Source organism: Lunatimonas salinarum (assembly GCF_017811155.1).
GTDB classification, from domain to species: domain Bacteria; phylum Bacteroidota; class Bacteroidia; order Cytophagales; family Cyclobacteriaceae; genus Lunatimonas; species Lunatimonas salinarum.
This window is the reverse complement of record NZ_JACVCV010000006.1, coordinates 163,713-188,849: the sequence shown is the minus strand read 5'-3', so window position 1 is coordinate 188,849 and position 25,137 is coordinate 163,713. Positions and strand designations below refer to the sequence as shown.

Genomic DNA, 25,137 nt, shown 5'->3' with positions numbered 1-25,137 from the left:
ACGTCAAATGAAGGAAATGATTATCAATGGCGTGCGCATCCGCCCGGGACAATCTATTAACATTGATATTGCAATTGCCCGGTTACCTACCCATACACTGATCGATCTGCCCGTATTTATCCGAAGAGCAAAAACCGACGGCCCTGTAGTATTGATCAGTGGCGGATTACACGGCGATGAGATCAATGGGGTGGTCACCGTGAAGCGCATGCTGGAGGAAAATCTGTTCCGACTGAGCAGAGGATCACTTATTTTTATTCCTTTGGTAAATGTTTATGGTTTCTTAAGCAATTCACGGACGTTTCCGGATGGCCGAGACCTGAACAGAAGCTTTCCTGGCAGCAATAAGGGCTCTCTTGCTTCTCAAATTGCACACATCTTGACCGAAGAAATCATTCCGATGATCGACTTTGGCATAGACTTTCATACTGGAGGAAGGATGCTGAGTAATTTCCCACAGGTTCGGGTGGATTTTAAAGACACGAAGGGTCTAGAACTTGCCAAGGCATTTGGCGCCCCTTTTATTCTTAATTCTCCGCACATTGACCGCTCATTCAGAAAGGAGGCTTTCAAAATGGGAAAGCACATCTTGGTTTTTGAAGGAGGGGAATCTATGCGGCTGGACAACCAATCCGTGGAGGAGGGCATACAATGTACACGCAGGCTCCTTCGCTACCTAGAGATGATAGAAAAAGATGGCCCTGTAGCAGCTTCCATGATGCTCCAAGAAAGCTCTTGGCTCAGAGCCCGCGTTTCGGGAATCTTCATGCCTACCGTTAGCATAGGTGACCAGGTAAAAAAAGGACAAATATTGGCAAAAATATCAGACCCTTACGGACAAGTAAAGGTACCGGTAAAAAGTATGGCAAATGGCTTTGTCATAGGACTGAACAACCAACCTGTGATCAACGCCGGCGATGCGCTGGTGCATATAGGCCGTCCCTGAAAAGGATAGACAGAGGATCTTTCGACTCAGCTACACCTACTATGGAGCTCAGGTAGCCCTGATTACATTGCGCAGTCACTGCCGAAACTTCGCTGTTTTTTCATCCATCGTGACATCGGAATCTTTGCGAATCTGCATGCGGTAATAAATCAATACTTCCTCCGCACCGGCCTCGAAAACGGCATTCTGGGCCTCCTTCGCGATAGCCATCAATTTCTCCTGCGGCCCTTCCATAACCGTCTCAAACGGCGTCACAGTGTGTTTAATACCAGACGCTTGGATCACGGCTATCGCCTTATCTACCAGTGCATAGCTGTCCAAAGATTTGCCTTTTGGAACAATTTGAATGCCAAGATTAATGAGTGTCATATGATTTCGATTATCATTAGAATTTAAGCGGTTCCTATCAATTGCTGACCTGACGAGCCATTCGGATCCTGCATGCATTGCCGTCCAACAGGCACATAAAGACCACTCCTAACGGAAAGCATCATTGATTAAATTGGTTCATCGTCTGCTGAATCCCCACGGTACAAAAGGATTCTGTAATCTGAATAGCCCGATCCATTATAAAAGGAAGCTCGGCCAGTTCGGGTTCGGGCAACCTTCCCAGCACATAATCTACTTGCCTGCCCTTCGGGAAATCATCCCCAATGCCGAATTTAAGCCTCGCATAAGACTGGGTTCCGAGGATTTCTTCGATGTTTTTCAGTCCGTTGTGCCCTGCGGAAGATCCTTTGGGGCGCATCCGAAGCTTACCAAATGGAAGCGCAATATCGTCCACAATGACTAGCAGGTTGCTTAGGTCAATTTTAAGCTCCTTTAGCCAATAGCTGATCGCCTTACCGCTCAGGTTCATATAGGTGGTAGGTTTTATTAAATGAATCTGCCTTCCTTTGTGCTTGTAAAAACTCGTAAAAGCGAGTCTGTTTGACTCCCAGGCGATCCCCTTAACATCTGCTAGCCTATCTAGGGTGAGGAATCCCACATTATGTCGCGTTAATTCATACTGAGGCCCAATGTTTCCCAGCCCTGCTACCAGGTATTTCATGTGTCTATAATTGATTTTTCAAAGGTCACACATGGAATCTCGCATGGTTGCCCCGATAGCTATCGGGGCATCCCAGTGTGTGACGGGTACGTCGTGCTCGATTTCATGTGTCTATAATTGATTTTTCCTATACGGGGGAATAACAAAAAAATCCTGCCTCCGTAAAGAAACAGGATTGAATTTGATTTTACCGCTAGTAAATTAAGACTCGTCTCCGGCCTTTTTGCCTCTGAGCGCCCTTGGAATTCCGATGGTTACGATGGTTACGTTAGGGCTGGTTAAAATCTCAAAATTCTCACCCTTCAAATCGCCTACCTTGGAGGACTTACCTAAATCCAACGAAGAGATGTCTACCGGTATATTATCCGGCAGATCCTTTGCAAGACCTTTTACGGTGAGAGTTCTGGTTTTTATTTCCAATTTACCACCTTTCATAATACCAGGCGAAGATCCTGTGATGGTCACCGGTATTTCCATTTTGATAGGCTTGTCTTCGCTGTAAGCCAAGAAGTCAGCATGAAGAATCATTTCACTTACCGGGTGATATTGGCTTTCTTTCAATACCGCCTTTATTTTGGTACCTTCAATGTTCAAATCAACCATGTGCACCTCTGGGGTGTAGATCAAATCTCTGAACAAAATAATAGGAGCGTAAAAGTGTATCTGCTCTTTGATACCTGGACCATACACTACACAGGGAACATTTCCCTCTTCCCTGATTTGGGTAAGTTCTCTGCCGTCGAGATTTGCTCTTTTAAACCCTATAATCTCAATTGATTTCATAAATATTAAGCTATAATTGTGTAAAATAATTTTCTCTTTTTTTCTAAAGAAACAGTGCGCTTATTGACTCATTGCCCGTTACAGCATGGATTGCCTTAGCAAACAAATCAGCGACAGTCAGTACTTTAATTTTTGAGGATGCCTGCTTTGAGGGGATGGTGTCCGTAATTACCAACTCAGAAAGTACCGAATTCTCAATATTCTCATAGGCATTCCCAGACAAAACCCCATGGGTGGAAATAGCCCTCACCGAATTGGCCCCTTTGTCCATAATGATCTGCGCTGCTTTGCAAATCGTACCCGCAGTATCTACCAAATCGTCCACCAGCACCACGTCCATCCCTTCTACATCTCCAATAATCTGCATGGAGGCAACTTCATTGGCCCGTTTTCTATGCTTATCACAGACGACCATTTCTGAATGAAAATACTTGGCATAAGCTCTGGCCCTACCCACTCCTCCCACATCGGGAGAGGCGAAAATAAGGTTGCCAAGATCAAGGCTTTTCAAATAGGGCACAAAGATAGCTGATCCATTTAAATGATCCAAAGGAATATCAAAAAACCCTTGGATTTGTCCTGCATGCAGGTCGCAGGTCATTATCCTATCGGCTCCCGCAGAAGTGAGGATATTGGCGATGAGTTTTGCAGCAATGGAAACCCGAGGGCGATCCTTTCTGTCTTGTCTAGCATATCCGTAATAGGGAATTACCGCACATACTTTGTAGGCACTCGCCCTTTTGGCTGCATCAATCATCAAGCACAACTCCATCAGATTATCCGCCGAAGGATTGGTCGACTGAATCAAAAAAACGTTGCAACCTCTGATGGATTCGTCAAAACTGGGAGAAAGCTCACCGTCACTGAATTTGCTGATGGTTAACTTTCCCAAGTCCTGACCGTATGCTTTCGCGATTTTTTCTGCTAACACCGGGGTATTGGTTCCGGAGAAAATTTTTACCTCAGGCATGGGATCTTTGTTGATTGTTTTGTGGATGGGTTCCTAGGAATGAAGAATCAAAGGTAATAAAAAAACCTTGCTTAAAGAAGCAAGGCATTGTGCGCACGAGAAGATTCGAACTTCCACACCCGAAGGCACCACCCCCTCAAAGTGGCGTGTCTACCAGTTTCACCACGTGCGCAGCACTCTATTTGGGTCAGCAAAAGTAGAAAGTAAATCGCGGTCCTGCAAGTGACCTCAAATGATTTTGCGAAAAAGTATTCATGGTCCCAGCCCTTCGAAATCACCCAGCCAAAGGCCCAGATAAACCAACCTTAATTCCTATTACCTAACCTTACCGGATAGTCTACCGTCCCTGGCAAAGGAAACCGATTCACGGGATTATCACCAATCCCAGCTTTTCCCACATTTCGTTATGAAATAAAATTGGAACAAGCGAGTTGTCTGGTGCTGACCCCATCCGAACAACTACTAAACCCTGACTTGGAACAATCTCAACGAATTGGCCATCTTTACCCAACCCAGCAACCAAATCCCTCGGAGCATTATCTGCCAATGGCAAATTAAACAAATTTGGCAGCCCTGGAAACCTAATCGATCCTTTCCCGTTTAGCCACCAAAGGTATCCATAGGAGGGATTGAGATCCTGTGAAGTTTGGATCATTTGAGTATAATACCCCGTATCGGATAGGACTTCAGTAGTGCCCCAAGTTCCCTTATTAAGAATCAACAGTCCAAATCGAGCCATATCCCGGGCTGTGCTCCAATAGATCTGATTGAATCCTTGAGTAACCCACTGTCCACTCATACCGGTCACGGAATGAATTTTTCGACGGGTATATTCATTATAGCCCATACCGGCGGCATTCTCAACGACCTTTCCTAGCAATGTATACGGCGCATTGTGATAATACCACTGATTCCCAGCATCTGAACCATAGGTTAGACATGCAGGAAGCGTGCAATCCAGATCATTTATTTGGTACGACAGCCCCGTTGTCATGGTAAGTTGATTTCTAACTGTAATCAATCGCTCCCTTTCTGCGGTCATGCTGGTCCAGCCACTTCCCAAATAGTCGGATGTAGGATCATCAATACGCAAAAGTCCCTCCTGCTGCGCAATACCGACTAGCGTAGCAGTCAGTACTTTGCCTGCCGACGCCCAATACCATCTCGATTCTTTATCAAATGAATCGTTCCCCAAAACATTCTTTCCAAAGTATGCTTCAATTGCAATTTTACCGTCCTTTAGGACAATAAATGCCCGTGTGTTATTACTCTCCAAATAGGCAAAGAGCTCGGATAGCTTTGCGGTATTCCAACCTAACTCATTGGGAGAAATACTCTCCCACAAATCAGCATCCTTTGGAGGGAAATAGATCGTAGGAGGACTTGGAAAATCGGCTATATTTTCGTCGTATGTAACGCAACCATAAAGGATAAAAGCTCCCAAAAGCGCAAACTTGTATTTCATAGCCCATCTTTCCATAGCCATAAATCAACTAATCTCATCTGTGGATTTCAATTTAAGACCCTACCACAACGTCTCTTACAGAGATTTTTCAATGTAGCTAAAAACCTTCCATTCTCCCTCATAAAACTACGTCCTAGCACACTTTTACAGCTGTCATCTATTTTTGGGTTAACTAATGTCCGTTAGGTTCACAATCTGACCCTTTTCGATCCGAAAGATGGATTTTCCGGTCATACATAATTTTTTCCCCTGAGAGAGGCCATTAGGCAGGTCTACCGCCAATACGGCCTCGTAGTCAATTTCCACTTCATATGTTTCCCCTAGTCGGACGATGTGGTTTATCTTTTGTTTCCTCGATGAAAAATAAGACTTCGCTTCCTCAGCTTGCCGCCGAAAGGCGTCGACACCCTCTAACCGAAGGGTAATATCTCCGCCCTGTATATTCACAAAGACCATATCGGACGCCATCCCTGCAGTCATTCCTTCCACATCATACGCATTGTATGCAGCTATATAATCGTGAATAAGCTTTTCACCTCGATCCATACCGCTTCATTAGGTTAAATTTCTTCCAAAACGGATTCTCCTGTGCCTTTGTCCCCGGTAAACCATCGCCAAGCCTCAAAAAGGCGGATTTTGCCATTCTCCATTATTTCCGGACGGGAATGGCATATTCCGCTATTCAGCTCTCCCTTTCGATTTATCTGATGATAGCACATCGTGATGTTGCCGTCTCCGTCCACTTTTCCCATCAAATGACCCTGTACGATGTCGCCTCCGGCGTAGGATGAAGTAAGTGTATCCCCTGACTGCTCGTACAAAAAAACGGTATCCGCGGAGGTCTCTCCATTAGCAGTATTGCTTACCGGCCGGAATTTTCGGTTGTTATAGTTTATCATCATGTCGCACGAAGAATTCAACTCTGTGGATGATAAAGATATAAAAAAAGGGAGTGATATCGACCACTCCCTCAAAGCTTGTTTAGTACATTGCGTTCCTACTTGGCGTAATTTACCGCGCGCATTTCCCGTATTACGGTAATCTTGATCTGTCCAGGATACTGCATTTCCTTTTCGATGCGCTGGGAGATATCAAAAGACAGCTTCCCCGCGGTCGCGTCATCCACATTGTCCGCATCCACAAGCACGCGCAGTTCACGGCCTGCCTGCATCGCGAAGCATTTGTTGACCCCATCAAAGCTTAGTGCTAAGTTTTCTAAGTCTTTCAGACGCTTGATATAGCTATCCATGATTTCTCGACGAGCACCCGGCCTGGAGCCGGAGATAGCATCACAGGCCTGTACGATCGGCGATAGCATGGAGGTCATCTCAATTTCGTCGTGGTGGGCACCAATCGCGTTGATTACCTCAGGATGTTCCTTGTATTTCTTGGCCAATTCCATACCCAAGATTGCGTGAGGAAGCTCCGCCTCTTCTGGGTACACTTTTCCAATATCGTGAAGCAAGCCGGCCCGCTTGGCCAATTTGGCGTTGAAGCCCATTTCCGCGGCCATGGTTGCACTCAGCTTGGCCACTTCTCGCGAGTGCTGTAATAGATTTTGGCCGTAGGAAGATCTGAAACGCAGCCTTCCGACCATCTTAATCAGTTCGGGGTGCAAGCCGTGGATACCAAGTTCAATACAGGTTCTTTCCCCGATTTCGATGATCTCTTCGTCTATGTTCTTTTCAGTTTTGGCAACCACTTCCTCTATACGGGCCGGGTGGATCCTACCATCTTGAACCAACCGGTGCAACGACAGCCTAGCAACCTCCCTACGCACCGGGTCAAAGCCGGAGATGATAATTGCCTCAGGTGTATCGTCCACGACAATCTCCACACCGGTGGCAGCCTCCAATGCCCGGATATTCCGACCTTCCCTTCCGATGATCTTACCCTTCACATCGTCGCTTTCTATATTGAATATGGATACACAGTTTTCGATTGCGTGCTCTGTCGCAGTACGCTGAATCGTATCAAGCACGATTTTCTTGGCCTGCTTCGTGGCGGTAAGCTTGGCTTGATCCAAGATGTCCTTGATGTGAGAAGATGCACGGGTGGTAGCTTCATCCTTCAGCATTTCGATTAGCTGCTCTCGGGCTTCTTCTTTGGTGAGCAAAGCAACTTTTTCCAAGTCGGTAATCCGCTGATTGGTCACCCGATCCAATTCTTCCTTTTTCACCTGTACGGCATGCAGTTGAGCACTGAGGTTTTCCTTTTTACTATCCAGCTCGGCTTCCTTTCGCTTAAGCTGCTCCATCTCTTTGGAGAGTTGCTGTTCCCGCTGCTTGAGCTTGTTTTCATTAGTGGAGAGAACGCTTTTCTTCTTGTTTACGTCCTCCTCAAATTCAGCTTTTAGTTTCAGGTATTTTTCCTTGGCTTCGAGGATTTTATCCTTCTTGATACCTTCGGCCGTAATCTCTGCCTCTCTCAAAAGGCTCTTGGCCTTATCCCGGGCTTCTTCCTCTATTTTTTTACTGTTGTTTTTGGTAAATAAACTCGCTAAAAGCGCACCAAGCAGGATACCAATTACTCCCGCGATAATAATGTATAATGACATTCCCATAGGTATATATTAAGTTATCCTACCGGAAAAATCTAGGAAAAGCCAAGAAAGAGGGTACTGTTTAATTATAAAATGGCAGATAATTCTGCATTGATTTGGGTGAGGGTAGCTTTTACCTGTTCACTACCTTGTGCATTCGATTCATTCAGATCCATTGCCTCCACCATGCTGTCAAAAGCCACCATAGCGAGTAGGTCTTGTCTGTCATCCAAGCCAAATTCCTCCCTGTATCGTTTGAGTTTTTCATTGATCAACTTTCCCGCACGCCTGATTTTGGCCTCATCTTGGGCCTTCACTTTCATAGGATATTCTCTATCTCCTATCTTGATTCGTATCGAAAGTGTCTCCATTTATTCAGACAAATAGGTAATTACTTTATCAATTTCCTTTATATAATTATCAATCTTTCCTCTCAATTCAGCAGACTCTATATTTTCTACCGGTATGTTCTTTACAATTTTACTGATTTTTATTTGATTTTTAAAATCTTCGAGAAGATCATCCTTCTCTTTTAATTCGGCCTGAACTTCCAAGAGATCCTTTCGGAGCCCTTCATTCTCCCTTTCGAGCATTTTCACCTTGCGGATCACGTGCCCAGCCAGCCTTTCCAACCGTTGAAGTTCCTCGAATACCATACATTTATTTTCGGATATATGCTCCCGCTTCCTTTTCAAACACCTGCATCAGCCTACCCATAGTCTTGTCGATCACCTTGTCCGTCAGGGTCTTTTCGTTGTCCTGCAGGAAAAAACTCAATGCGTAGGCTTTTTTAGAGGCCTCAATCTTATCCCCAGTATATACATCAAACACACCGATACGCTTGAGCAAGGACCCACCGGCCTTTTCTGCCAAGGACTTCAGAAATGCGAAGGACACGCCTTGGTCGATCACCAGAGAAAGGTCCCGGCGGACTTCGGGAAACTTTGAAATCTCCTGAAACTTCTTGACTCCTTGCGAAGCAACGAGCAGTGCAGTCCAGTCCAACTCCGCATAGTAAACCTCCTGCTTTACCTCCGCCAGCCGGGCGATGGAAGCAGAAAGCAACCCCAAGCTTCCGATCTCTCGTTTTCCCAGCATCAGTTTCAAACCATACTCAAACGGCCCCTCTTCGACCATCTCTACAGAAGGCTCTCCTACGTTAAGCTTTTGCAGTATCACCTCCACCACGGCATATAGCTGTGAAAACTGCACCGGTACCGCAGGTGCCAACCAGCTTTCTGACGTTTGATTTCCGGTAAGGAAAATCGACAGGTTATTGTTCTCGCGATACCCCTCCCCCTCTTTGCAATAGACCGTACCGAATTCAAAGCACTTAAGATCTTTTTGTCGGCGATTGATATTGTGGGCCAATACTTCCAACCCGGTAAAAAGCAAGGATTGCCGCAGCACCCCTAAGTCTTCGCTGAGCTTGTTCAGAATGACTACGCTGCCATCAATATCCAAATGCGGCACCTTTTCGGCATAGGAAGCCTTGGTAAGGGAGTTGGTGATGATTTCGCTAAAACCCCTACCAGACAAAATCTCTGTCATACGGTATTGCAGACGGTTGCCGTCCTTGGCGGGATGGTTGGCCAGAAAATCGGAATGATAATCCTCCGCAAGGGGAATGGCATCAAAACCATAGATTCTCAAAACTTCTTCTATAATATCCGCTTCCCTGGTGACATCCACCCGATAGGGTTTCACCAAAGCGACAAATCCAGCTTCCGTTTCTTGGGTTACCTCAATCTCCAACCACCGAAGGATCTCGTGAATCTCTTCTTTGGGAATCTCCTTCCCTATCAGTCGGGTAATATTTCGATACTTTACAGGCACTTGATGATCTTGCACCGGATTGGGGTAAATATCCACTATCTGTGAAGAAATCTCCCCCCCTGCCAATTCCTTAATCAGCATGGCTGCACGCTTCAGGGCATACACCGGCATATTGGGATCGGTTCCCCGCTCAAATCGGAAGGAGGCATCAGTCTTCAGTCCATGGTATTGACTGCCTCTTCGAATGATATCCGGAGAAAAGCAGGCACTTTCCAAAAACACATCCCTAGTCTCATCCGAAATCCCGGAGCCCAATCCACCGAAGATCCCTGCGATACACAATCCTTCCTCGTTATCGCATATCATCAGTTCAGACCCAGAAAGCTTACGCTCTTTTTCATCCAAGGTGGTAAAAGGTGTTCCCTCGGGCAGTCTCTTTACCAAGATTTTGCCGCCTTGGATCTTTGAAGCATCAAAGGCGTGTAGTGGTTGACCCAGATCGTGGAGGATGAAGTTTGTCGCATCAACGACGTTGTTAATGGGCTCCAAACCGATGGCCTTTAGGTAATCCTGCAACCAAGCAGGCGAAGGCGCCACTTTCAACCCGGAAATGGTCAGTCCGGCATACCTAGGACAGTCGGAAGGATCAGCTACCTCCACTGCAATAGGAAGGGCTTCGCTGTCAACCCGAAAGTTGTCAACGGAGGGCAGGTTCAAAGGCCTTCTCATCAGCGCTTTGAGGTCTCTAGCCACTCCCAAATGAGATGCGGCATCCGCCCGATTCGGAGTGAGACCAATCTCCAACACCTCCGCACGGGAAATGTTGAAAAACGTGTTCGCTGGGGTGCCATTGGGCAGGTCAGTATCTAAAACCATGATGCCATCGTGGCTGTCGCCCAGTCCCAACTCGTCCTCTGCACAAATCATCCCTTCAGAAACCTCCCCGCGTATTTTCGCCTTTTTGATTTGAAAAGACTCTCCAGAGGAAGTGTATAGTGTGGTGTTGACAGTAGCCACCGCCACCCTTTGCCCTTTAGCTACATTTGGTGCACCACACACGATGGGGACAATACCCTTACCTATATCTACGGTGGTCACACTTAGTTTGTCCGCATTCGGATGGGAAACACAGGTCAATACCTCTCCGATCACTACCCCCTCCAGACTTCCGGGGATGGACTCATAGGTATCTATTCCCTCCACCTCCAATCCCGAAGCCGTTAGCAAGGCTGCAATCTCTTCGGAGGAATGGTCGAAGGACATGAAATCTTTTAGTCTATTTATGGAAATCTTCATCTATATAAAATCTTCTTTATGAGATTATTACCATTACCTTCACAAATAGCATGTCAAGCAAACCGTATACCGGGGTATCCCAGTCCGACGGCTTGGATTTCACCTATCCCAATAATGGTAACCCACAAATTTAAGAGAAACTTGAGTTAGGACGGGCTATTTATCGTAATTTTTCTCCCCAGCGGGAATAGGGATTTCCAGGATATTTTCCCTCGGAGGGATGGGACAGGCATAATCGGGATTATAGGCACAGTATGGATTATAGGCCAGGTTAAAGTCGATGGTGATCGAGCGCTGACCGTCCTGCCTGAGATTCAGGAACCTGCCTCCACCATAGGTATCCTCTCCGCTGGTAGCATCCGCAAACGCAAGAAAAAAGTTTCGTTTATCCACCTCATTGGCAGCCTGAAGAAGCAACAAACGAACTTCCTTTCCATCCAGCTGAAAAACTGCAAAAGAATGGCGCACGTATTTTTCCACCGACCCGTCTGTGAGTGGTATTTCCACCATTTTCTTGGTTTCTAGAGGCTCCAACCGGGCTTTCACCAAATAGGTCTGATCCACCGGGTAAAACTCCAGCTGCTCCAGTTCCCGCTTTTGAACCTCGGTAAGTGGGGACTCTAAGTTAAATTTCAGGTATTTATATTGACGCTCCCGCTCTGCCTCTATGCGCTCTTTATATTGCTCCGGGCTTTCGCCTCCCCCTAACAGCATGTAGATTAGGGATCCAAAGACAACCACTACAATAAAAAGCAATACACCGTTTTTTTGACTCATATTTTTTTAGATCAATCCTTCATCCGAAAAGCTAAAATAGCCAACATCTGTGAATATCACATGGTCAATGACCGGAAGCTCTAAACTTTTGCCGGCGTCTACCAATCGGCGGGTCAATCGTACGTCCTGTTCGGAGGGTTTAAGTTGTCCGGAAGGGTGATTATGCACAAGAATGAGGGCATTGGCAAAATGGTCCATGGCATGTTTAAAAATCACCTTGGGATCGGCCACCGTGGCAGATGAGCCTCCCTTACTGACGAGCTGCTTTTTGATTACCATATTCTGACGGTTAAGCAATACGGCATAAAAGTACTCCACTGTCTCATCCATCAATTCTGGCTTCATCAATTGATAGATATCCGCCGAAGATTGAACCTTTACCTTCTTTTGAGGATCGTGGCTTTTCCTTCTACGCCCAAGTTCCATGGCACTGACAATGGCAATGGCTTTCGCTTCTCCGATTCCTTTGAAGCGCTGTAGGTCCTTGACCGATAACTTTGCGAGTGTACTGAGGTCATTCTCAACGCTCCGGAGAATGTTTTTAGACAGATCTACCGCACTCATGGACTTAGTGCCCGAACCTATCAATATGGCAATTAGCTCCGCATCGGTCAAGGAGGACTTCCCCTTTAGGAGCAACTTTTCCCTTGGCCGGTCTTCCTCTGCCAAGTGAGAAATGGGTATGGATGAAAAATGGTCCATCGGAAACTACATTTGGTATATGCCCAGGGCTCGGAAAACACGTCTATCCTTCTGTTCAGCCAATCTATTCGCTCCAAAGCCGGAATCAATGCCAAAATAAAAAAATATGATCCAAAAAAAAAGCCCCGAGAACGGAGCTTTTTCACTTTATGTGCAAGGCTTAAGCCAACGAATTTACCAGTTTGGTAAGTTTTGACTTTTTATTTGCCGCATTGTTCTTATGGATAACGTTTTTCTTGGCCAATTTATCCAACATAGAAGACACTTCTTTCAACAACTCCTGGGCCGCTGCTTTGTCTTCTGTATTTCTCAACCTTTTGATGAAGGTTCTGGTTGTTTTGGCTTGGTACCTGTTTCTGAGTCTCTTTACTTCGCTGGAACGAATTCTTTTAAGAGCCGATTTGTGATTTGCCATATATTGATCTAATTACTTGATTGCGTTAAAAACCACCCTGTATAGGAAACGGAATGCAAATTTAACACATTTTATATTACGTGCAAAAATTATTTCAGCTAAACATGGGATATTTTCCACAAAGGCCCATTCAGCCATCCCAGTACATACCCTAGGGTATTTTGACCATAACGAATAAGTACCTATATTTAACCTCGTTGGGCCATTTTTCTGCTACAAATGAAGGTACTCGTCCTATCGATGGCACTTTGGAGCGCATCATTATCGGCTATACCCCCTTGGGGGTTTTACGCACACCGCCTGATTAACCGGCAAGCAGTTTTTAGCCTTCCTCCTGAAATGATCCGGTTTTACAAGTATCACCTTACCTATATTACGGAAAATGCGGTTAACCCTGACCGCCGAAGGTATGCTGTGAAAGGAGAGGCCGAAAAACATTTTCTGGATGCGGACGTATACGGCGACAGCGCGGTCTATCGGCTACCTCGCTATTGGCAGCAGGCTGTAGAACAGTATAGCGAAGACACCCTCAGGGCACACGGCATTGCCCCTTGGAGTACTTATCACACCTTCTTGCAGCTAATCCGCGCTTTTGAATTGGTAGACACCAAAAGCATCTTGCGGATTTCATCCGACTTAGGACACTACGTGGGTGATATCCACGTGCCCCTCCACACCACCAAAAACTATAACGGCCAACTCACCGGCCAATACGGCATCCACGGTTTTTGGGAATCCCGCATTCCCGAACTGCTGGCGGATGATTATGAGTTCTGGGTAGGAAAGGCAACTTACTTGGAACAACCGCAAATCGCTATCTGGGATGCCCTCATCCGTACCCACGAAGCTGTGGACAGTGTATTACAATTTGAAAAATCCTTGAGCGCATCATTCCCTGAAAACCGTAAGTACAGCTACGAGGAACGCGGAGGGATCAACACACGGGTTTATTCCAAAGATTTTACGCATGCCTACCACCGACTGCTAAACGGACAGGTGGAACGGCAGATGCGCCAAGCCATGAAGATGATTGCCGACCTTTGGTTTACCGCATGGGTATTGGCAGGACAGCCCGACCTTAACAAAGCGGATCAACCGGATTCCCAACAAACACAAGAAGAAAACTACCAGCCTATAGAGGAACTCCGGGGAATTAGGGGACATGACCCGTGATGACATGTTCTTAGGCGCCTACTGAGACTTCTTTGCCTGACTTCAAGTAAGCAGTGATGCTTTTTGCCATGCGCTTAAAGGTGTCCACAAATACCTCTTCGTCTTCTTCCAAGAGCGTGACGCGAAACCCACGTAAGTCGGAGCAAAAGGAAGAAACCGGGACCACACAAATCCGTTCGGATGCCAATAAGTTGTACACAAACCGCTTATCATGGGGCATCTCCTTTTCCCGGAGCCAGGCATCCAATAATACCTGAATGCGGGCATCCTCTACTGGGAGGCGCTGCCCGTCGTGCAGCAAATTTTCATCGAAGATAATGGTGTTGTAAAAAGCTCCCTTGGTCCGATTGAATTTAATTCCCTTTACCGGAGATAAAATATCCTCCATCAATTGACTACGCCGTCCAATTTTGGCGTTGGCTGTTTTTCGGTACTCCGCATACAGTGGATGCTGCATAATACGCGGAATGGCCAATTGCGGAAGAATGGTGGAGCAGACTTCTATCATCTTGGCATTTTCCAGCGTTGCACACAATTTGGCAAACTCTAACGACGCATTTTTGTTGTAAAACTCCATCCATCCACAGCGGGATCCGGGCCAGGGAAATTCCTTGGAGATCCCCTTCATAGAAATCCCGGGAAGCTCACCGATCACTTCCGCCAAACTGATGGCTTCATAGCCGTTATACGTGATGTTTTGGTAGATTTCGTCTGCCACCAACAGCAATCTGAATTCCTTGGCGATCTCCACAAAACGCTGTAAAACCTCCTTCGGGTACACCATTCCCGTAGGATTATCCGGGTTAATGATCAGGATGCCCACAATGCCCGGATTGTATTTTACCTTATTGTAAAGATCCTCCATATCTGGGTACCAGTTGTTGTCCGGGTCCAGTCGGTAGGTGATTGGGCTGGTGTTAGCGTGCGCAGCCTCTGCCGAACTGTGGGTGGAGTATGCCGGTGAGGGGCCAATGATTCGTGCTGTGGGTATCAAAAACTGGTACAGCTTGGCTATTGCGTCGCCTAGTCCATTGAAAAAGAGGATATCTTCTGCGTTGATCTGTGCTCCATTCTTGGTATTATTGAGTCCTGCCAAAAACCGTCGGGTTTCGAGCATGCCTTTTGAATCGGCATAGCCGTAGGTATGATCTTTACTTACCAGATCAGCAACGATCTCCTTCATCCAAGCGGGAATCTTATTGCTCTTTTGGATAGGATCTCCAATATTTTCCCAGGTCATATCATACCCAAGCGCTTCGATTTGGCGGGCCTTCTTTACGATTCCACGGATTTCGTAATTCAATTCCTCAGCTCCGGGCCTAAGCAGTAACTGTCTCATAGTATGTCGGGTGAAGGCAGGGAACAACCTGCCCGCTAGGGTTTGGTTATTTCAGATTCCTGTATTTGATCCGCTTCGGAGAAATGTCTCCCAATCGCTTTTTCTTGTTCTCTTCGTAATCGGAGTAGTTGCCTTCAAACCAATAGACTTGCGAATCCCCTTCGAAAGCCAGTATGTGAGTACATATACGGTCCAAGAACCAACGGTCGTGGGAGATGATCACAGCACAGCCGCCGAAGTTTTCCAATGCTTCCTCCAATGCCCGCAAGGTATTTACATCCAAGTCGTTGGTAGGTTCATCCAACAATAGCAAATTACCGCCCTTTTTCAGCGTGATTGCCAGGTGAACACGGTTTCGCTCGCCGCCGGATAGCACGCCCACCTTCTTTTCTTGATCTGCCCCGGCAAAATTAAACTTGCCTACATAAGCCCGCGCGTTCATCTCCTTATTCCCAAGCTTGATAAATTCGTTACCCTCCGATATAATCTGGTAGACCGTTTTGTTGGGATCCAAGGAATCGTGTTCTTGATCTACATACGCTAACCGGACGGTTTCGCCCACTTCAAAATGCCCCGCATCCGGCTTCTCCTGCCCAGTGATGAGTTTGAACAAGGTAGACTTTCCTGCGCCATTTGGACCAATTACACCTACGATTCCACCTTGCGGCAGCGAAAAACTAAGATCCTCAAACAAAAGCTTTTCTCCAAAGGCCTTTGAAACGCCGTTTACTTCAATCACTTTGGCGCCCAGACGAGGTCCCGGTGGGATATAGAGTTCCAATTTGGCTTCCCGTTCCTTTGCCTCCTCTCCTACCAGCTTCTCGTAGGCATTTAGCCTGGCCTTACCTTTGGATTGTTTTGCCTTGGGAGACATCCGGATCCACTCCAACTCCCGCTCCAGTGTCTTCTGCCGCTTGGACTCGGTCTTTTCTTCTTGTTTCAGCCGCTGTTGCTTCTGATCCAACCAGCTTGAATAGTTGCCTTTCCATGGGATCCCTTCTCCTCTATCCAATTCCAGGATCCATCCAGCGACATTATCCAGAAAATACCGGTCGTGAGTGACGGCGATTACCGTGCCTTTGTAATTCTTCAGGTGCTGCTCCAGCCAGTGTACCGACTCAGCATCCAAGTGGTTCGTGGGTTCATCCAAAAGCAGCACATCGGGCTCCTGCAGCAAGAGACGACAAAGGGCGACGCGACGCTTCTCGCCTCCCGAAAGGTGTTTGACCTGGGCGTCGCTTGGGGGAAGACGTAGCGCATCCATGGCCTTATCCAGCATCACATCCAACTCCCACGCATTACAAGCATCCAGTTTCTCCTGTACCTCGCCCTGCTGCTGTATTAGCTTATCCATTGCGTCCGGATCCTCCATGAGTGCCGGATCCATAAATTTCTCGTTGATTTCCTCAAATTCCTTCAGCAGATTCACCGTATCCGCTACCGCTTCTTCTACTACTTCCTTCACGGTTTTTTCCGGATCTAACTTTGGTTCCTGCTCCAGCATGCCTACGGTGTATCCCGGCGACCAAACCACTTCACCTAAAAACTCCTTATCCATCCCCGCGATGATTCGAAGCAGGGAGCTTTTTCCTGAACCATTCAATCCTAAAACACCGATCTTGGCCCCATAAAAAAAAGAGAGGTAAATATCCTTTAACACTTTCTTTTGGGGAGGATACACCTTGGAAACCCCCGCCATAGAAAATATTATCTTCTCGTTACTCATATCTTTTTGTCTTTGTTTTTACCTTGGCAACAAGGCACAAAGATGGTAAAAAATCGCCTTTCTTAGGATAAATGAGGCATATTTAATTAATTTGCAGTTTAGAAAAATCACCAGTAAAAAACGAACCCGCATACCACCATGGAACATCCCTATGGATACATTAAGGACGATAAAGTCTACCTAAAAGGTTTCTTAGGCCAAGAAGACAGGGTGATCGGCGAAGTAAAAGAAAACGAGGCCTCTACGATCCAATATTTTGAGGCTAGGTTCCAAATGATACGGGAGAAAGTAGAAAAACTCAAACAGGATATCCAGGAAAATCAGAACAAAGGTTCTTTTTTGATGAAACTTATCCACCTGAAAAATTCCCTGTACAGCAGTGATGCACTTGGTGATTTCCCCGCTCTCATTTCCGATTTGGAAGAAGAAGAGAAATTCCTTGAAGAAATCATTCAAACTAACCGTGAACGCAACCTTGAAATCAAGCATGGGCTAATTGAGGAAGCTGAAAACCTCATGCACAGCACCGACTGGAAGCAGGCCTCGGAGGATTTTAAAAACATCAAACTACGCTGGCTCAAAACTGGCCCGGTGGAGAAAGCCGTGGAGCAGGAAACAGAAGAACGCTTCCAACAAGCTCTGGATGTCTTTTACGGAAACCGCAAGAATTACTTTGACACCTTGGCGTTGCAGGCTGAACAAAACCTAAAAACATACGAAGACCTCCTTGTCCAAGCCCGTCAGGCCCATGATTTGGCAGATGTGAAATTGGCTTTCGAAATCAGCAAAAAAATCCAAAAGCAATGGAAGGAAGCAGGGAGAGTACCCGCCGACAAGCGACAGCCCATTTGGGATGAATTTTCAAAATTGAATAACCGGATATTCTCCAAGTACAAACGCGTGATGCAAAGCGGTCCCACGTTAAGCCCGGGACTTTTGCTGCGTAAAATGGAAAAACTGGCACAAGAGATGCGTATCCTTTCCAAAGGACCTTCCTCCCCAGCTACCATGGCGGAGGCAAAACGTCTGCAGGCCGAGTGGAAAAAATTACCTCCTAAAAAGCCCCGAAACGCACAACAAAGCATCAAGACTTTCGTATTCTCAACGGATTTGGTGTATGAAAAATCATTTCTTAACAAGCTCTGTCACTCAAAGTACGAGGATTTTGACGGCAAGTCCACAGAAGAAAAAAACATTATCAAAGCCGGGATATTGAAAGACTTGATAGCCCGGGATCAGAAGGAGTTGGACACTGTAAAAAGCAATGCAGAGAACTTTCGAACCAACGAAAGGGATTTTGACACCATCTTGCAGCGCAAGATCAATAGCTATATCCGGAAGATGGATGTAAAAAATTTCCTGTTGCGGGAACTATCTACGCCATAAACCGTTTAGCATTAAATCGTAAATTAAGACACCTATTTTTGCCAACCCGAAAGGGACCATTCTTAACTGTGTATACTATGTATTGGACATTAGAACTTGCCTCCTACTTGGAAGATGCACCTTGGCCCGCCACCAAAGATGAATTGATTGACTTTGCCATCCGTTCCGGCGCTCCGCTGGAAGTGGTCGAAAACCTTCAGGAACTGGAAGACGACGGGGAGCCCTATGAAAACATCGAAGAAATCTGGCCGGATTACCCCACCAAAGATGATTTCTTCTTCAATGAAGACGAGTATTAAAAATGAAAAACTCCCAAGCTAACCCTTGGGAGTTTTTTTATACCTTAAAAACCTCATTTAATCGAATCGCTCCCTGCCTGCTTACCGGGATTCGTTGTCCAGACCGCAAAACCAGGTGCTGCCGGTTTTTTTCATAAGGTTCTATTCGGGTCACTTCGGCAATGTTAACCATATAGGAGCGGTGTACCCGGACAAACTTGTGAGGATCCATTGATTCCTCAAAATACTTCAAGGGTTTTAGCTTTAAATATTTTGCCTTCGCCGTTACGATGCCCACATAATCGTCCTCCGCACACAGGTACTGAATTTCCGGGACGGGGATTACATCGACCTTATTCCCCGTCTTCACCACGATTCGGGAAAGGCCCTCCGGATAAAACATACGCAAAGCACTCCCATCCAACTGTCCTGTACCGGCCTTCCACTTTTGTTTCCGAAACCGATCCAACGCCTGCGCAAGGCGTTCTCGGCTATAGGGCTTTAATAGGTAATCCAATGCCTGTACTTCAAAAGCCTTCAGTGCATATGCGTCGTAGGCCGTTACAAAAATGATCTCAGGCGCATCGTCCAGCAGCTCCAACAGCTCGAACCCATTGATCTTCGGCATCTGAATATCCAAAAACACCAAGTCGGGACGGAGTTCTTGTACCCCCTTAATCCCTTCAAATCCGTTGAGGAACTTTCCTACCACCTGTATATCTGGGTGGTCGCGGAGAAACTCCTCCAGTACTTCTTGTGCCAGCGGCTCGTCATCGATGATTACTGTCTTTGTCATGGGCCTTGGGAATTTGTAGCGTTGCAGTAAACCGGTTGTTTTGAAGCTGATATTGCAACAGGTCATTTCGTCCGTAGAGAAGGTAGAGCCTACGGCGCACACTATCCAAACCAAATCCGGTTCCGGGAGGCTGAAGGGAATCTAGGTCACAAGGATTAGATACGACTATATGCAGCACACCCTGAACCTCTTGCGCCTCTATGCGAATGACAACCGCATCCACCACTCCGTACAAACCAAATTTAACGGCATTTTCTACCAGCGGCTGCATCAATAGCGCGGGCAACACCCAACCTTCCAAGCCTTCGCCCATCACCATGTCTACCTGAAGGCGATTGCCAAATCGGATTTTTTCAATATCCAAATATAGTCGAATTCGCTGCCACTCCCTATCCAATGGCTCATTCTCAGCTCCATGCTTCTGAATCGACAGCCGAAAAAAATCGGCTAATTTCAACAGCATTTGTCGGGCACGCTCTGGATCCCTGGACATTAACGCGCTCACCGAATTCAGGCTATTAAACAAAAAATGTGGCTGCAGCTGCATACGGAGGTGCTGAAGCTCCGATTCCCTCAAAAGCCGTTCGGTCAACATCTCCCGCTCTTTGACCGCCCAACTTCGCTCCCGCTCTTGCTGCCACAGTATCCACAAGGACATTCCATAAAACAACAATAGGACAAAGGCCATACGAAGCGGCAACGAATGCTCGACAAAACCCAGGTAATCCCCCTCCCCCCAAATCCACTGAAGCATGATTTTACCCCAAAAAACGACTGCCAGACCCAGAATAGCAGGAAAACTCAGCGCCGGCAAATACGTGGGACCGGAAAGCCGAAGAAATGGATATACCTGATAAAGCAAGAAAGTACCCGCTGTTACCAAGGCTGCGTGAAGGCCACCATCGACAAGAATATATTCGTCCAGCCCACGGTAATATATGAATAGCAGAATGGCTGCCACGGCCAATACACCAAAAAGCCCCGCATAAAACCACCCACTTCCACCCTTTGTCACCGTATTCCGGATCAGACTATCCATGCTAATAACTGCTGACTTCTATCCCACCGAAAATAACGGTACCCGTAAGGATGAGCTTCTTACCACTTTCGAAAGAAGCCATATGAGGCAGCCGTTTATCTTCTACGCCAGCAGCAATGTTAGTGACTCCAAAGGAAACATCCCAATGCGAAGGCACGATCAACTTAACCCCCCCCATGACCACCGACAAATCTATCACAGCAGGCCCCTCCAAGTCGGCATGGCTGAGATCAACATCCGTGCCTCCGAATATGGTGGTAATCTCTCCTCCCTTAAAGGCCTTTGAGATACTTTTTCGTTTGATTCCACAAAAGACCGCTTCTACGTTTAGGTAGTCCGACGGATCCCCTTCCTGCTGTCTACCTGCCTTGCCGGTTCGCAGCTTTCGTTCAAACCGATCGTAATTGCCCTCCCAATTACCAATTTTTCCTTTTTTTTTCATTAACAGAAAAATACCCAAAACAATCAATCCTACCGGTAACAGCATCTTCTCAGCACCAAAAGGAAGCACATCGTTGTTTCGAAGAAGGAAGAATGTACCGATACCAAGAAGGACCAGGGAGGCTGTGTTTGTAAAACCATGTTTGAACCCAATGACCACTCCCAAGGCCAAAAGTATCATCGGCCATGAGAAAATCCATGAAGGGAATACCACTCCAAATTGCTTAAGCAGAAGCGCGGTGCCTATGACCAAAACGATCACACCAAGGGTACGTTGGTTATCTGATTTCATATGTCAATAATTTACGTGAGCGGACGTGACTTAGCGAACACCGACAAAAGCGCTTGAGATTCCACTGGCAAATATCCCAAATCAGGAACGTTGCCTAGCAGGCGTTGCGGTGCAATTGATTGAATGATGAGCTAAACTTAGGCATTCCCATGCAAATCCCCTCTCGGAAATAGGCCATGCCTGCCAATATATCGGTAAATACCGGATTTCCATCGGTGAGCAACACACCTAATTAGCTAAATCTTACGCTTACCAACCAAAAACTCCGCATAACGGAGATCCTCAGGAGTCGTAATCTTGATATTTTCGGGATCTCCTTCGACTAGGTGAACCTGCCAGCCCTGATGTTCATACACCGTCGCATCATCGGTAAAGGCATCACTTTCTTCAACCAAAAAAGCGCTCTTTATCCGGGTAACCTGAAAAGTCTGAGGGGTTTGCACCAACCGATAGGCCTGCCTGTCTTGATACACAGATTGCCCGTCTGCCCCTACCCGTCTTAGGGAATCTTTGAGAGGCACCACAGGGATGGCACTTCCTGTGCTAGCAGCCTGCTCAAAGCTTTGCCTTATTATTTCAGAAGAAACAAATGGACGCACACCATCGTGAATCGCCACCAAACTTTGCCCTTCAGGCACTGCGCTAAGACCGTTTCTAACTGATTGGAACCGGGACTGACCACCGGCGACCACTTCGTGAGGTATGCGAAACCCATACTGCTTGGAGAGATCCCTCCAGAATCCCATGTCTTTTTCTGGCAAGACCAGTACCAGTTGCATGGTTTCGTCGAAAGAATGAAAGGCTTGCAAGGTACGCATTAGGATCGGCACTCCACCCACTGGTATATATTGCTTGGCGATAGGCGATCCCATACGCAAACCGCTTCCTCCGGCAACTATTATGACTGATCGTGTCATTTTTTTATCAGGTATTCTGGTCAGTAATCTCTTTCTTCCTTTACTTTTGGCTAGCCTGGTATTTGCGGCTTACTCGCTCAAATTTAGCGAAGGCCTACACATGGCAAAAAAAACGCAAACTAACCCAGCTATATCCTGCTGCTTTGGGCTAACACACGAAAAAAGGCGCCCTAGGCGCCCTCGTGAATTAGAGTATCAACATGGCATCTCCGTAGGAGAAAAACCGGTATTTTTCCCTGATCGCCTCTTGATAGGCTTTCATAATGAGATCGTATCCGCCAAATGCCGACGTAGTCATCAACAGTGTGGATTCAGGCAAATGAAAATTGGTAATCAATGAATTGGCGATTTTAAACTCATAAGGAGGAATGATAAACTTGTCGGTCCATCCGGAACTGGCCTTCAGGCGACCATTCGCTGTCACCGAAGACTCGATGGTTTTCAGAGAAGTTGTCCCTACTGCTACCACCCGCTTTTTGCTATCCAATGCCTTGTTCACCAAGTCCACGGTCTGTTGGGGTATGTCGTAATTTTCCGAGTCCATTTTGTGTTTGGTGAGGTCTTCCACGTCTACCTGTCGGAACGTTCCCAAACCAATGTGTAGCGTAATCGGACTTACCGAAACCCCTTTGATTTCCAATCGCTTGAGCAGGTGCGGGGTAAAATGCAATCCGGCAGTAGGTGCAGCTACTGCGCCTACGTGCTCTGCATATATCGTTTGATAGCGCTCACGGTCCGAACTGTCTACTTCACGCTCTATAAAATCTTTCAAAATAGGGGTTTCTCCCAAAATATCGATGGTTTTAAAAAACTCTTCGTCCGTACCGTCAAACAGAAACCGGATAGTCCGGCCTCTTGAGGTCGTATTGTCGATTACTTCTGCTACCAGGTCACTATCGCCGAAATAAAGCTTATTGCCTACTCGAATTTTTCGGGCCGGATCTACCAATACATCCCAAAGTCTGAGTTCACGGTTTAGTTCCCGCAGCAAAAACACCTCTATCTTAGCACCCGTCTTTTCTTTGTTGCCATATAGACGAGCAGGAAATACTTTGGTGTTGTTTGTCACAAAAACATCTCCGTCATTGAAATAATCAATGACTTCCTTGAACACCCGGTGTTCGATTTTTCCGGTGGATCTGTGCACCACCATTAGGCGGGATTCATCGCGATTTTCAGTAGGGTATAGAGAAATAAGTTTTTTGGGAACTTCAAATTTGAAATCTGATAATTTCATGTGTCTATAATTGTTTTTCAGTGGTCACATGGAATCTCGCATGTTTGTCCCGATAGCTATCGGGGCATCCCGGTGTGTGACGGGTAGGTCATGCTCGATTTCATCTGTAAGATATTAGGTATTTGTTCTAGCTTTTGTCTCAGTCATAAAAAATGCAAAGATAGCAAGAATATTGCCTAATTGTATCTATATTGCCAAATAGTTTTATTTCAACTTGTTAAGTGTGATGGTATTTCGACTAATCTGGGAGAGCTTTCGCTTTGCCATGCAGGCGCTAAAATCAAACCTAACCCGCACTGTGCTCTCTTTACTAGGCGTTACAGTCGGCATTTTTGCGATCATCGCCGTTTTTACCTTGGTAGATTCTCTGGAGAACAACATCAAAAACAGTCTTTCTTTCCTAGGCAACAACATCATACGGGTAGACCGATTCCCATTTTCTTCAGGGCCTCAGGAGTATCCCTGGTGGAAGTACTTTCGTCGACCGCCCGGAACGTATGCGGAATACCAGTTTCTGAGCGAGCGGCTGAAAAGTGCCGAGGGAGTAACCATTTTTGCCGAGGCAAGAACCACCGCCAAACAAGGGAGCAATGCCTACGAGCGGTGTAATTTACAAGGGGTAGTTTTTAGTCACAAAGACGTGTACGAAACCCCCATAGGAGAAGGACGGTTTTTTACGGAACTGGAAATCAACGCCGCTCGCAATGTGGCTATTATTGGTGTCAAAATTGCAAATGCGCTGTTTCCGGGACAACCCAGTGCTATCGGGCGCGAGTTCAAGGTGAAAGGTCTTAAGTTTACGGTGATCGGTCTATTTGAAGAGGAAGGAGAAGGGCTGTTCGATGCACCTTCCAAGGATGAAGGCATTCTAATCCCCTTTGGTGCATTTTCAAAATTGTACAATGTGGGCAGGTATGGACTTGAACCCGTTATAGCTGCCAAGGGATTTGATGATGACCTGGAGTTGATTGCCTTGGAAAACGAAATGGCAGGATTGCTCCGGGCCAAAAGAGGGCTGAAGCCTACTGAGGAGGATAATTTTGCATTAAACAAATCGGAATTTATCCAAAACGCCATAGGTTCCATCTTCTCCGTAATCTCCGCTGCAGGATGGGTTATCGGTGGATTTTCCATTCTAATCGGTGGCTTCGGCATCGCCAATATCATGTTTGTTTCTGTAAAAGAACGAACGAACATCATCGGCATCCAAAAATCACTCGGGGCCAAAAACTACTTCATTCTATTACAGTTCTTGTTTGAAGCCGTTTTCCTGAGTTTAATTGGTGGATTGGCCGGCCTAGGGATTGTATATGCGGCTACCTTTGTGGATCTAGGGTGTTTAGAACTAATTTTAAGCATTAAAAATATCCTGCTGGGTTTGGGACTTTCATCGGTGATCGGAATACTTTCCGGCATTGTGCCCGCCACAATTGCAGCAGGATTAGATCCCGTAGAGGCTATTCGCTCCGCATAACCCAAAGAATCCTTTTTCGTGGATGCTAGACGTTTAACATGAGAAGTTAGACTCCCAAAATTTGAGAACCATTTCTTTCTTTTTGAAAGCACGCTGTCGGCGGGGTGTGTAGGGCGCTGTCCCTGGTTTAGGTTGCGACTACCCTCTATTACCCCGGACAATTTGCCATTGGCCAACCCACCTCCGATGTCCACTGCTTTTGGACACTAAAGCCCATCCCCCAAAAAAGCAAAACATACCGGTCGTCTGTAGCGATCATGAAATCAACCCCATTTTGGCCGGTTTAACTTTCTATCGCTTCTTGATTGAGTTTTTC

The 25,137-nt window shown here is 46.4% G+C and carries 26 protein-coding genes and 1 tRNA gene; 5 read left to right on the top strand and 22 right to left on the bottom strand.

Translation table 11 applies throughout. From position 1 onward, the window contains the following. Positions 1-7: 7 nt before the first annotated feature. The gene (locus IAQ59_RS09275) at positions 8-946 is read left to right on the top strand and encodes a succinylglutamate desuccinylase/aspartoacylase family protein (RefSeq protein WP_209330516.1); all 939 of its coding nucleotides are present in this window, start codon (positions 8-10) and stop codon (positions 944-946) included. Between the two features lie 75 nt (positions 947-1,021). Here the strand turns inward: IAQ59_RS09275 and IAQ59_RS09270 are convergent, their stop codons facing one another. The 15 genes from IAQ59_RS09270 to rpsT form a co-directional block, all read right to left on the bottom strand. After that, positions 1,022-1,315: a thiamine-binding protein gene (locus IAQ59_RS09270; RefSeq protein ID WP_209330515.1), complete on the bottom strand. Its 294-nt coding sequence runs from the start codon at positions 1,313-1,315 to the stop codon at positions 1,022-1,024. A gap of 121 nt (positions 1,316-1,436) precedes the next feature. After that, the gene (gene pth, locus IAQ59_RS09265) at positions 1,437-1,997 is read right to left on the bottom strand and encodes an aminoacyl-tRNA hydrolase (protein ID WP_209330514.1); all 561 of its coding nucleotides are present in this window, start codon (positions 1,995-1,997) and stop codon (positions 1,437-1,439) included. Positions 1,998-2,198: 201 nt separating this feature from the next. Continuing rightward, a complete protein-coding gene (locus IAQ59_RS09260; protein ID WP_209330513.1) occupies positions 2,199-2,780 on the bottom strand; it encodes a 50S ribosomal protein L25/general stress protein Ctc in 582 nt (193 codons plus the stop codon). 43 nt (positions 2,781-2,823) lie between these two features. After that, positions 2,824-3,750, bottom strand: a complete 927-nt coding sequence (locus IAQ59_RS09255; RefSeq protein WP_209330512.1) for a ribose-phosphate pyrophosphokinase — start codon at positions 3,748-3,750, stop codon at positions 2,824-2,826. 90 nt (positions 3,751-3,840) lie between these two features. Continuing rightward, a tRNA-Leu gene (locus tag IAQ59_RS09250) sits at positions 3,841-3,922 on the bottom strand. Positions 3,923-4,114: 192 nt separating this feature from the next. After that, positions 4,115-5,215 (bottom strand): serine hydrolase domain-containing protein, encoded by a 1,101-nt coding sequence (locus IAQ59_RS09245; RefSeq protein WP_209330511.1) that lies wholly within the window; start codon positions 5,213-5,215, stop codon positions 4,115-4,117. Between the two features lie 168 nt (positions 5,216-5,383). Beyond that, the gene (locus tag IAQ59_RS09240; RefSeq protein ID WP_209330510.1) at positions 5,384-5,761 is read right to left on the bottom strand and encodes a nuclear transport factor 2 family protein; all 378 of its coding nucleotides are present in this window, start codon (positions 5,759-5,761) and stop codon (positions 5,384-5,386) included. 14 nt (positions 5,762-5,775) lie between these two features. Next, the gene (locus IAQ59_RS09235; protein WP_342450691.1) at positions 5,776-6,117 is read right to left on the bottom strand and encodes an avidin-fold protein; all 342 of its coding nucleotides are present in this window, start codon (positions 6,115-6,117) and stop codon (positions 5,776-5,778) included. A gap of 95 nt (positions 6,118-6,212) precedes the next feature. Beyond that, the gene (rny, locus tag IAQ59_RS09230; protein ID WP_209330509.1) at positions 6,213-7,778 is read right to left on the bottom strand and encodes a ribonuclease Y; all 1,566 of its coding nucleotides are present in this window, start codon (positions 7,776-7,778) and stop codon (positions 6,213-6,215) included. 65 nt (positions 7,779-7,843) lie between these two features. Next, a complete protein-coding gene (locus IAQ59_RS09225; protein WP_209330508.1) occupies positions 7,844-8,128 on the bottom strand; it encodes a cell division protein ZapA in 285 nt (94 codons plus the stop codon). After that, complete coding sequence (locus IAQ59_RS09220) at positions 8,129-8,413, bottom strand: hypothetical protein (protein WP_209330507.1); 285 nt, start codon at positions 8,411-8,413, stop codon at positions 8,129-8,131. It lies immediately after the preceding gene. A 4-nt stretch (positions 8,414-8,417) separates the two neighbouring features. Next, complete coding sequence (pheT, locus tag IAQ59_RS09215) at positions 8,418-10,829, bottom strand: phenylalanine--tRNA ligase subunit beta (RefSeq protein ID WP_209330506.1); 2,412 nt, start codon at positions 10,827-10,829, stop codon at positions 8,418-8,420. Positions 10,830-10,985: 156 nt separating this feature from the next. Beyond that, on the bottom strand, positions 10,986-11,606 hold the full coding sequence (locus IAQ59_RS09210; protein WP_209330505.1) for a DUF1684 domain-containing protein: 621 nt from the start codon (positions 11,604-11,606) through the stop codon (positions 10,986-10,988). Between the two features lie 6 nt (positions 11,607-11,612). Continuing rightward, positions 11,613-12,308, bottom strand: a complete 696-nt coding sequence (gene radC, locus IAQ59_RS09205) for a RadC family protein (protein ID WP_209330504.1) — start codon at positions 12,306-12,308, stop codon at positions 11,613-11,615. Positions 12,309-12,468: 160 nt separating this feature from the next. Further along, a complete protein-coding gene (gene rpsT / locus IAQ59_RS09200; RefSeq protein ID WP_209330503.1) occupies positions 12,469-12,723 on the bottom strand; it encodes a 30S ribosomal protein S20 in 255 nt (84 codons plus the stop codon). A gap of 219 nt (positions 12,724-12,942) precedes the next feature. Here rpsT and IAQ59_RS09195 point away from each other — a divergent pair, with 219 nt between their 5' ends. Beyond that, positions 12,943-13,896, top strand: coding sequence for a zinc dependent phospholipase C family protein (locus IAQ59_RS09195; RefSeq protein WP_245189519.1), 954 nt, complete (start codon positions 12,943-12,945; stop codon positions 13,894-13,896). A 10-nt stretch (positions 13,897-13,906) separates the two neighbouring features. Here the strand turns inward: IAQ59_RS09195 and IAQ59_RS09190 are convergent, their stop codons facing one another. Then, positions 13,907-15,235, bottom strand: coding sequence for a pyridoxal phosphate-dependent aminotransferase (locus IAQ59_RS09190; protein ID WP_209330502.1), 1,329 nt, complete (start codon positions 15,233-15,235; stop codon positions 13,907-13,909). A gap of 46 nt (positions 15,236-15,281) precedes the next feature. Beyond that, on the bottom strand, positions 15,282-16,961 hold the full coding sequence (gene ettA / locus IAQ59_RS09185) for an energy-dependent translational throttle protein EttA (RefSeq protein ID WP_209330501.1): 1,680 nt from the start codon (positions 16,959-16,961) through the stop codon (positions 15,282-15,284). 138 nt (positions 16,962-17,099) lie between these two features. On the opposite strand from ettA, the gene IAQ59_RS09180 reads away from it, so the two are divergent. Together IAQ59_RS09180 and IAQ59_RS09175 are read left to right on the top strand one after the other, a co-directional pair. Further along, complete coding sequence (locus IAQ59_RS09180) at positions 17,100-18,347, top strand: DUF349 domain-containing protein (protein WP_209330500.1); 1,248 nt, start codon at positions 17,100-17,102, stop codon at positions 18,345-18,347. 77 nt (positions 18,348-18,424) lie between these two features. Next, positions 18,425-18,646, top strand: coding sequence for a DUF2795 domain-containing protein (locus IAQ59_RS09175; RefSeq protein WP_010855875.1), 222 nt, complete (start codon positions 18,425-18,427; stop codon positions 18,644-18,646). Positions 18,647-18,683: 37 nt separating this feature from the next. On the opposite strand, the gene IAQ59_RS09170 is transcribed toward IAQ59_RS09175, so the two are convergent. From IAQ59_RS09170 to queA, 5 genes are all read right to left on the bottom strand, one after another. Beyond that, positions 18,684-19,421, bottom strand: coding sequence for a LytR/AlgR family response regulator transcription factor (locus IAQ59_RS09170; RefSeq protein ID WP_209330499.1), 738 nt, complete (start codon positions 19,419-19,421; stop codon positions 18,684-18,686). Beyond that, positions 19,396-20,460, bottom strand: coding sequence for a sensor histidine kinase (locus tag IAQ59_RS09165; protein ID WP_209330498.1), 1,065 nt, complete (start codon positions 20,458-20,460; stop codon positions 19,396-19,398). The genes IAQ59_RS09170 and IAQ59_RS09165 overlap by 26 nt, the downstream gene beginning before the upstream one ends. A 1-nt stretch (position 20,461) precedes the next feature. After that, positions 20,462-21,193: a LiaF transmembrane domain-containing protein gene (locus tag IAQ59_RS09160; protein WP_209330497.1), complete on the bottom strand. Its 732-nt coding sequence runs from the start codon at positions 21,191-21,193 to the stop codon at positions 20,462-20,464. Positions 21,194-21,429: 236 nt separating this feature from the next. Continuing rightward, a complete protein-coding gene (locus IAQ59_RS09155; protein ID WP_209330496.1) occupies positions 21,430-22,110 on the bottom strand; it encodes a 2-C-methyl-D-erythritol 4-phosphate cytidylyltransferase in 681 nt (226 codons plus the stop codon). A 187-nt stretch (positions 22,111-22,297) separates the two neighbouring features. Continuing rightward, positions 22,298-23,347, bottom strand: a complete 1,050-nt coding sequence (queA, locus tag IAQ59_RS09150; protein WP_209330495.1) for a tRNA preQ1(34) S-adenosylmethionine ribosyltransferase-isomerase QueA — start codon at positions 23,345-23,347, stop codon at positions 22,298-22,300. A 226-nt stretch (positions 23,348-23,573) separates the two neighbouring features. On the opposite strand from queA, the gene IAQ59_RS09145 reads away from it, so the two are divergent. Then, on the top strand, positions 23,574-24,821 hold the full coding sequence (locus IAQ59_RS09145) for an ABC transporter permease (protein ID WP_209330494.1): 1,248 nt from the start codon (positions 23,574-23,576) through the stop codon (positions 24,819-24,821). Positions 24,822-25,137 lie beyond the last annotated feature (316 nt).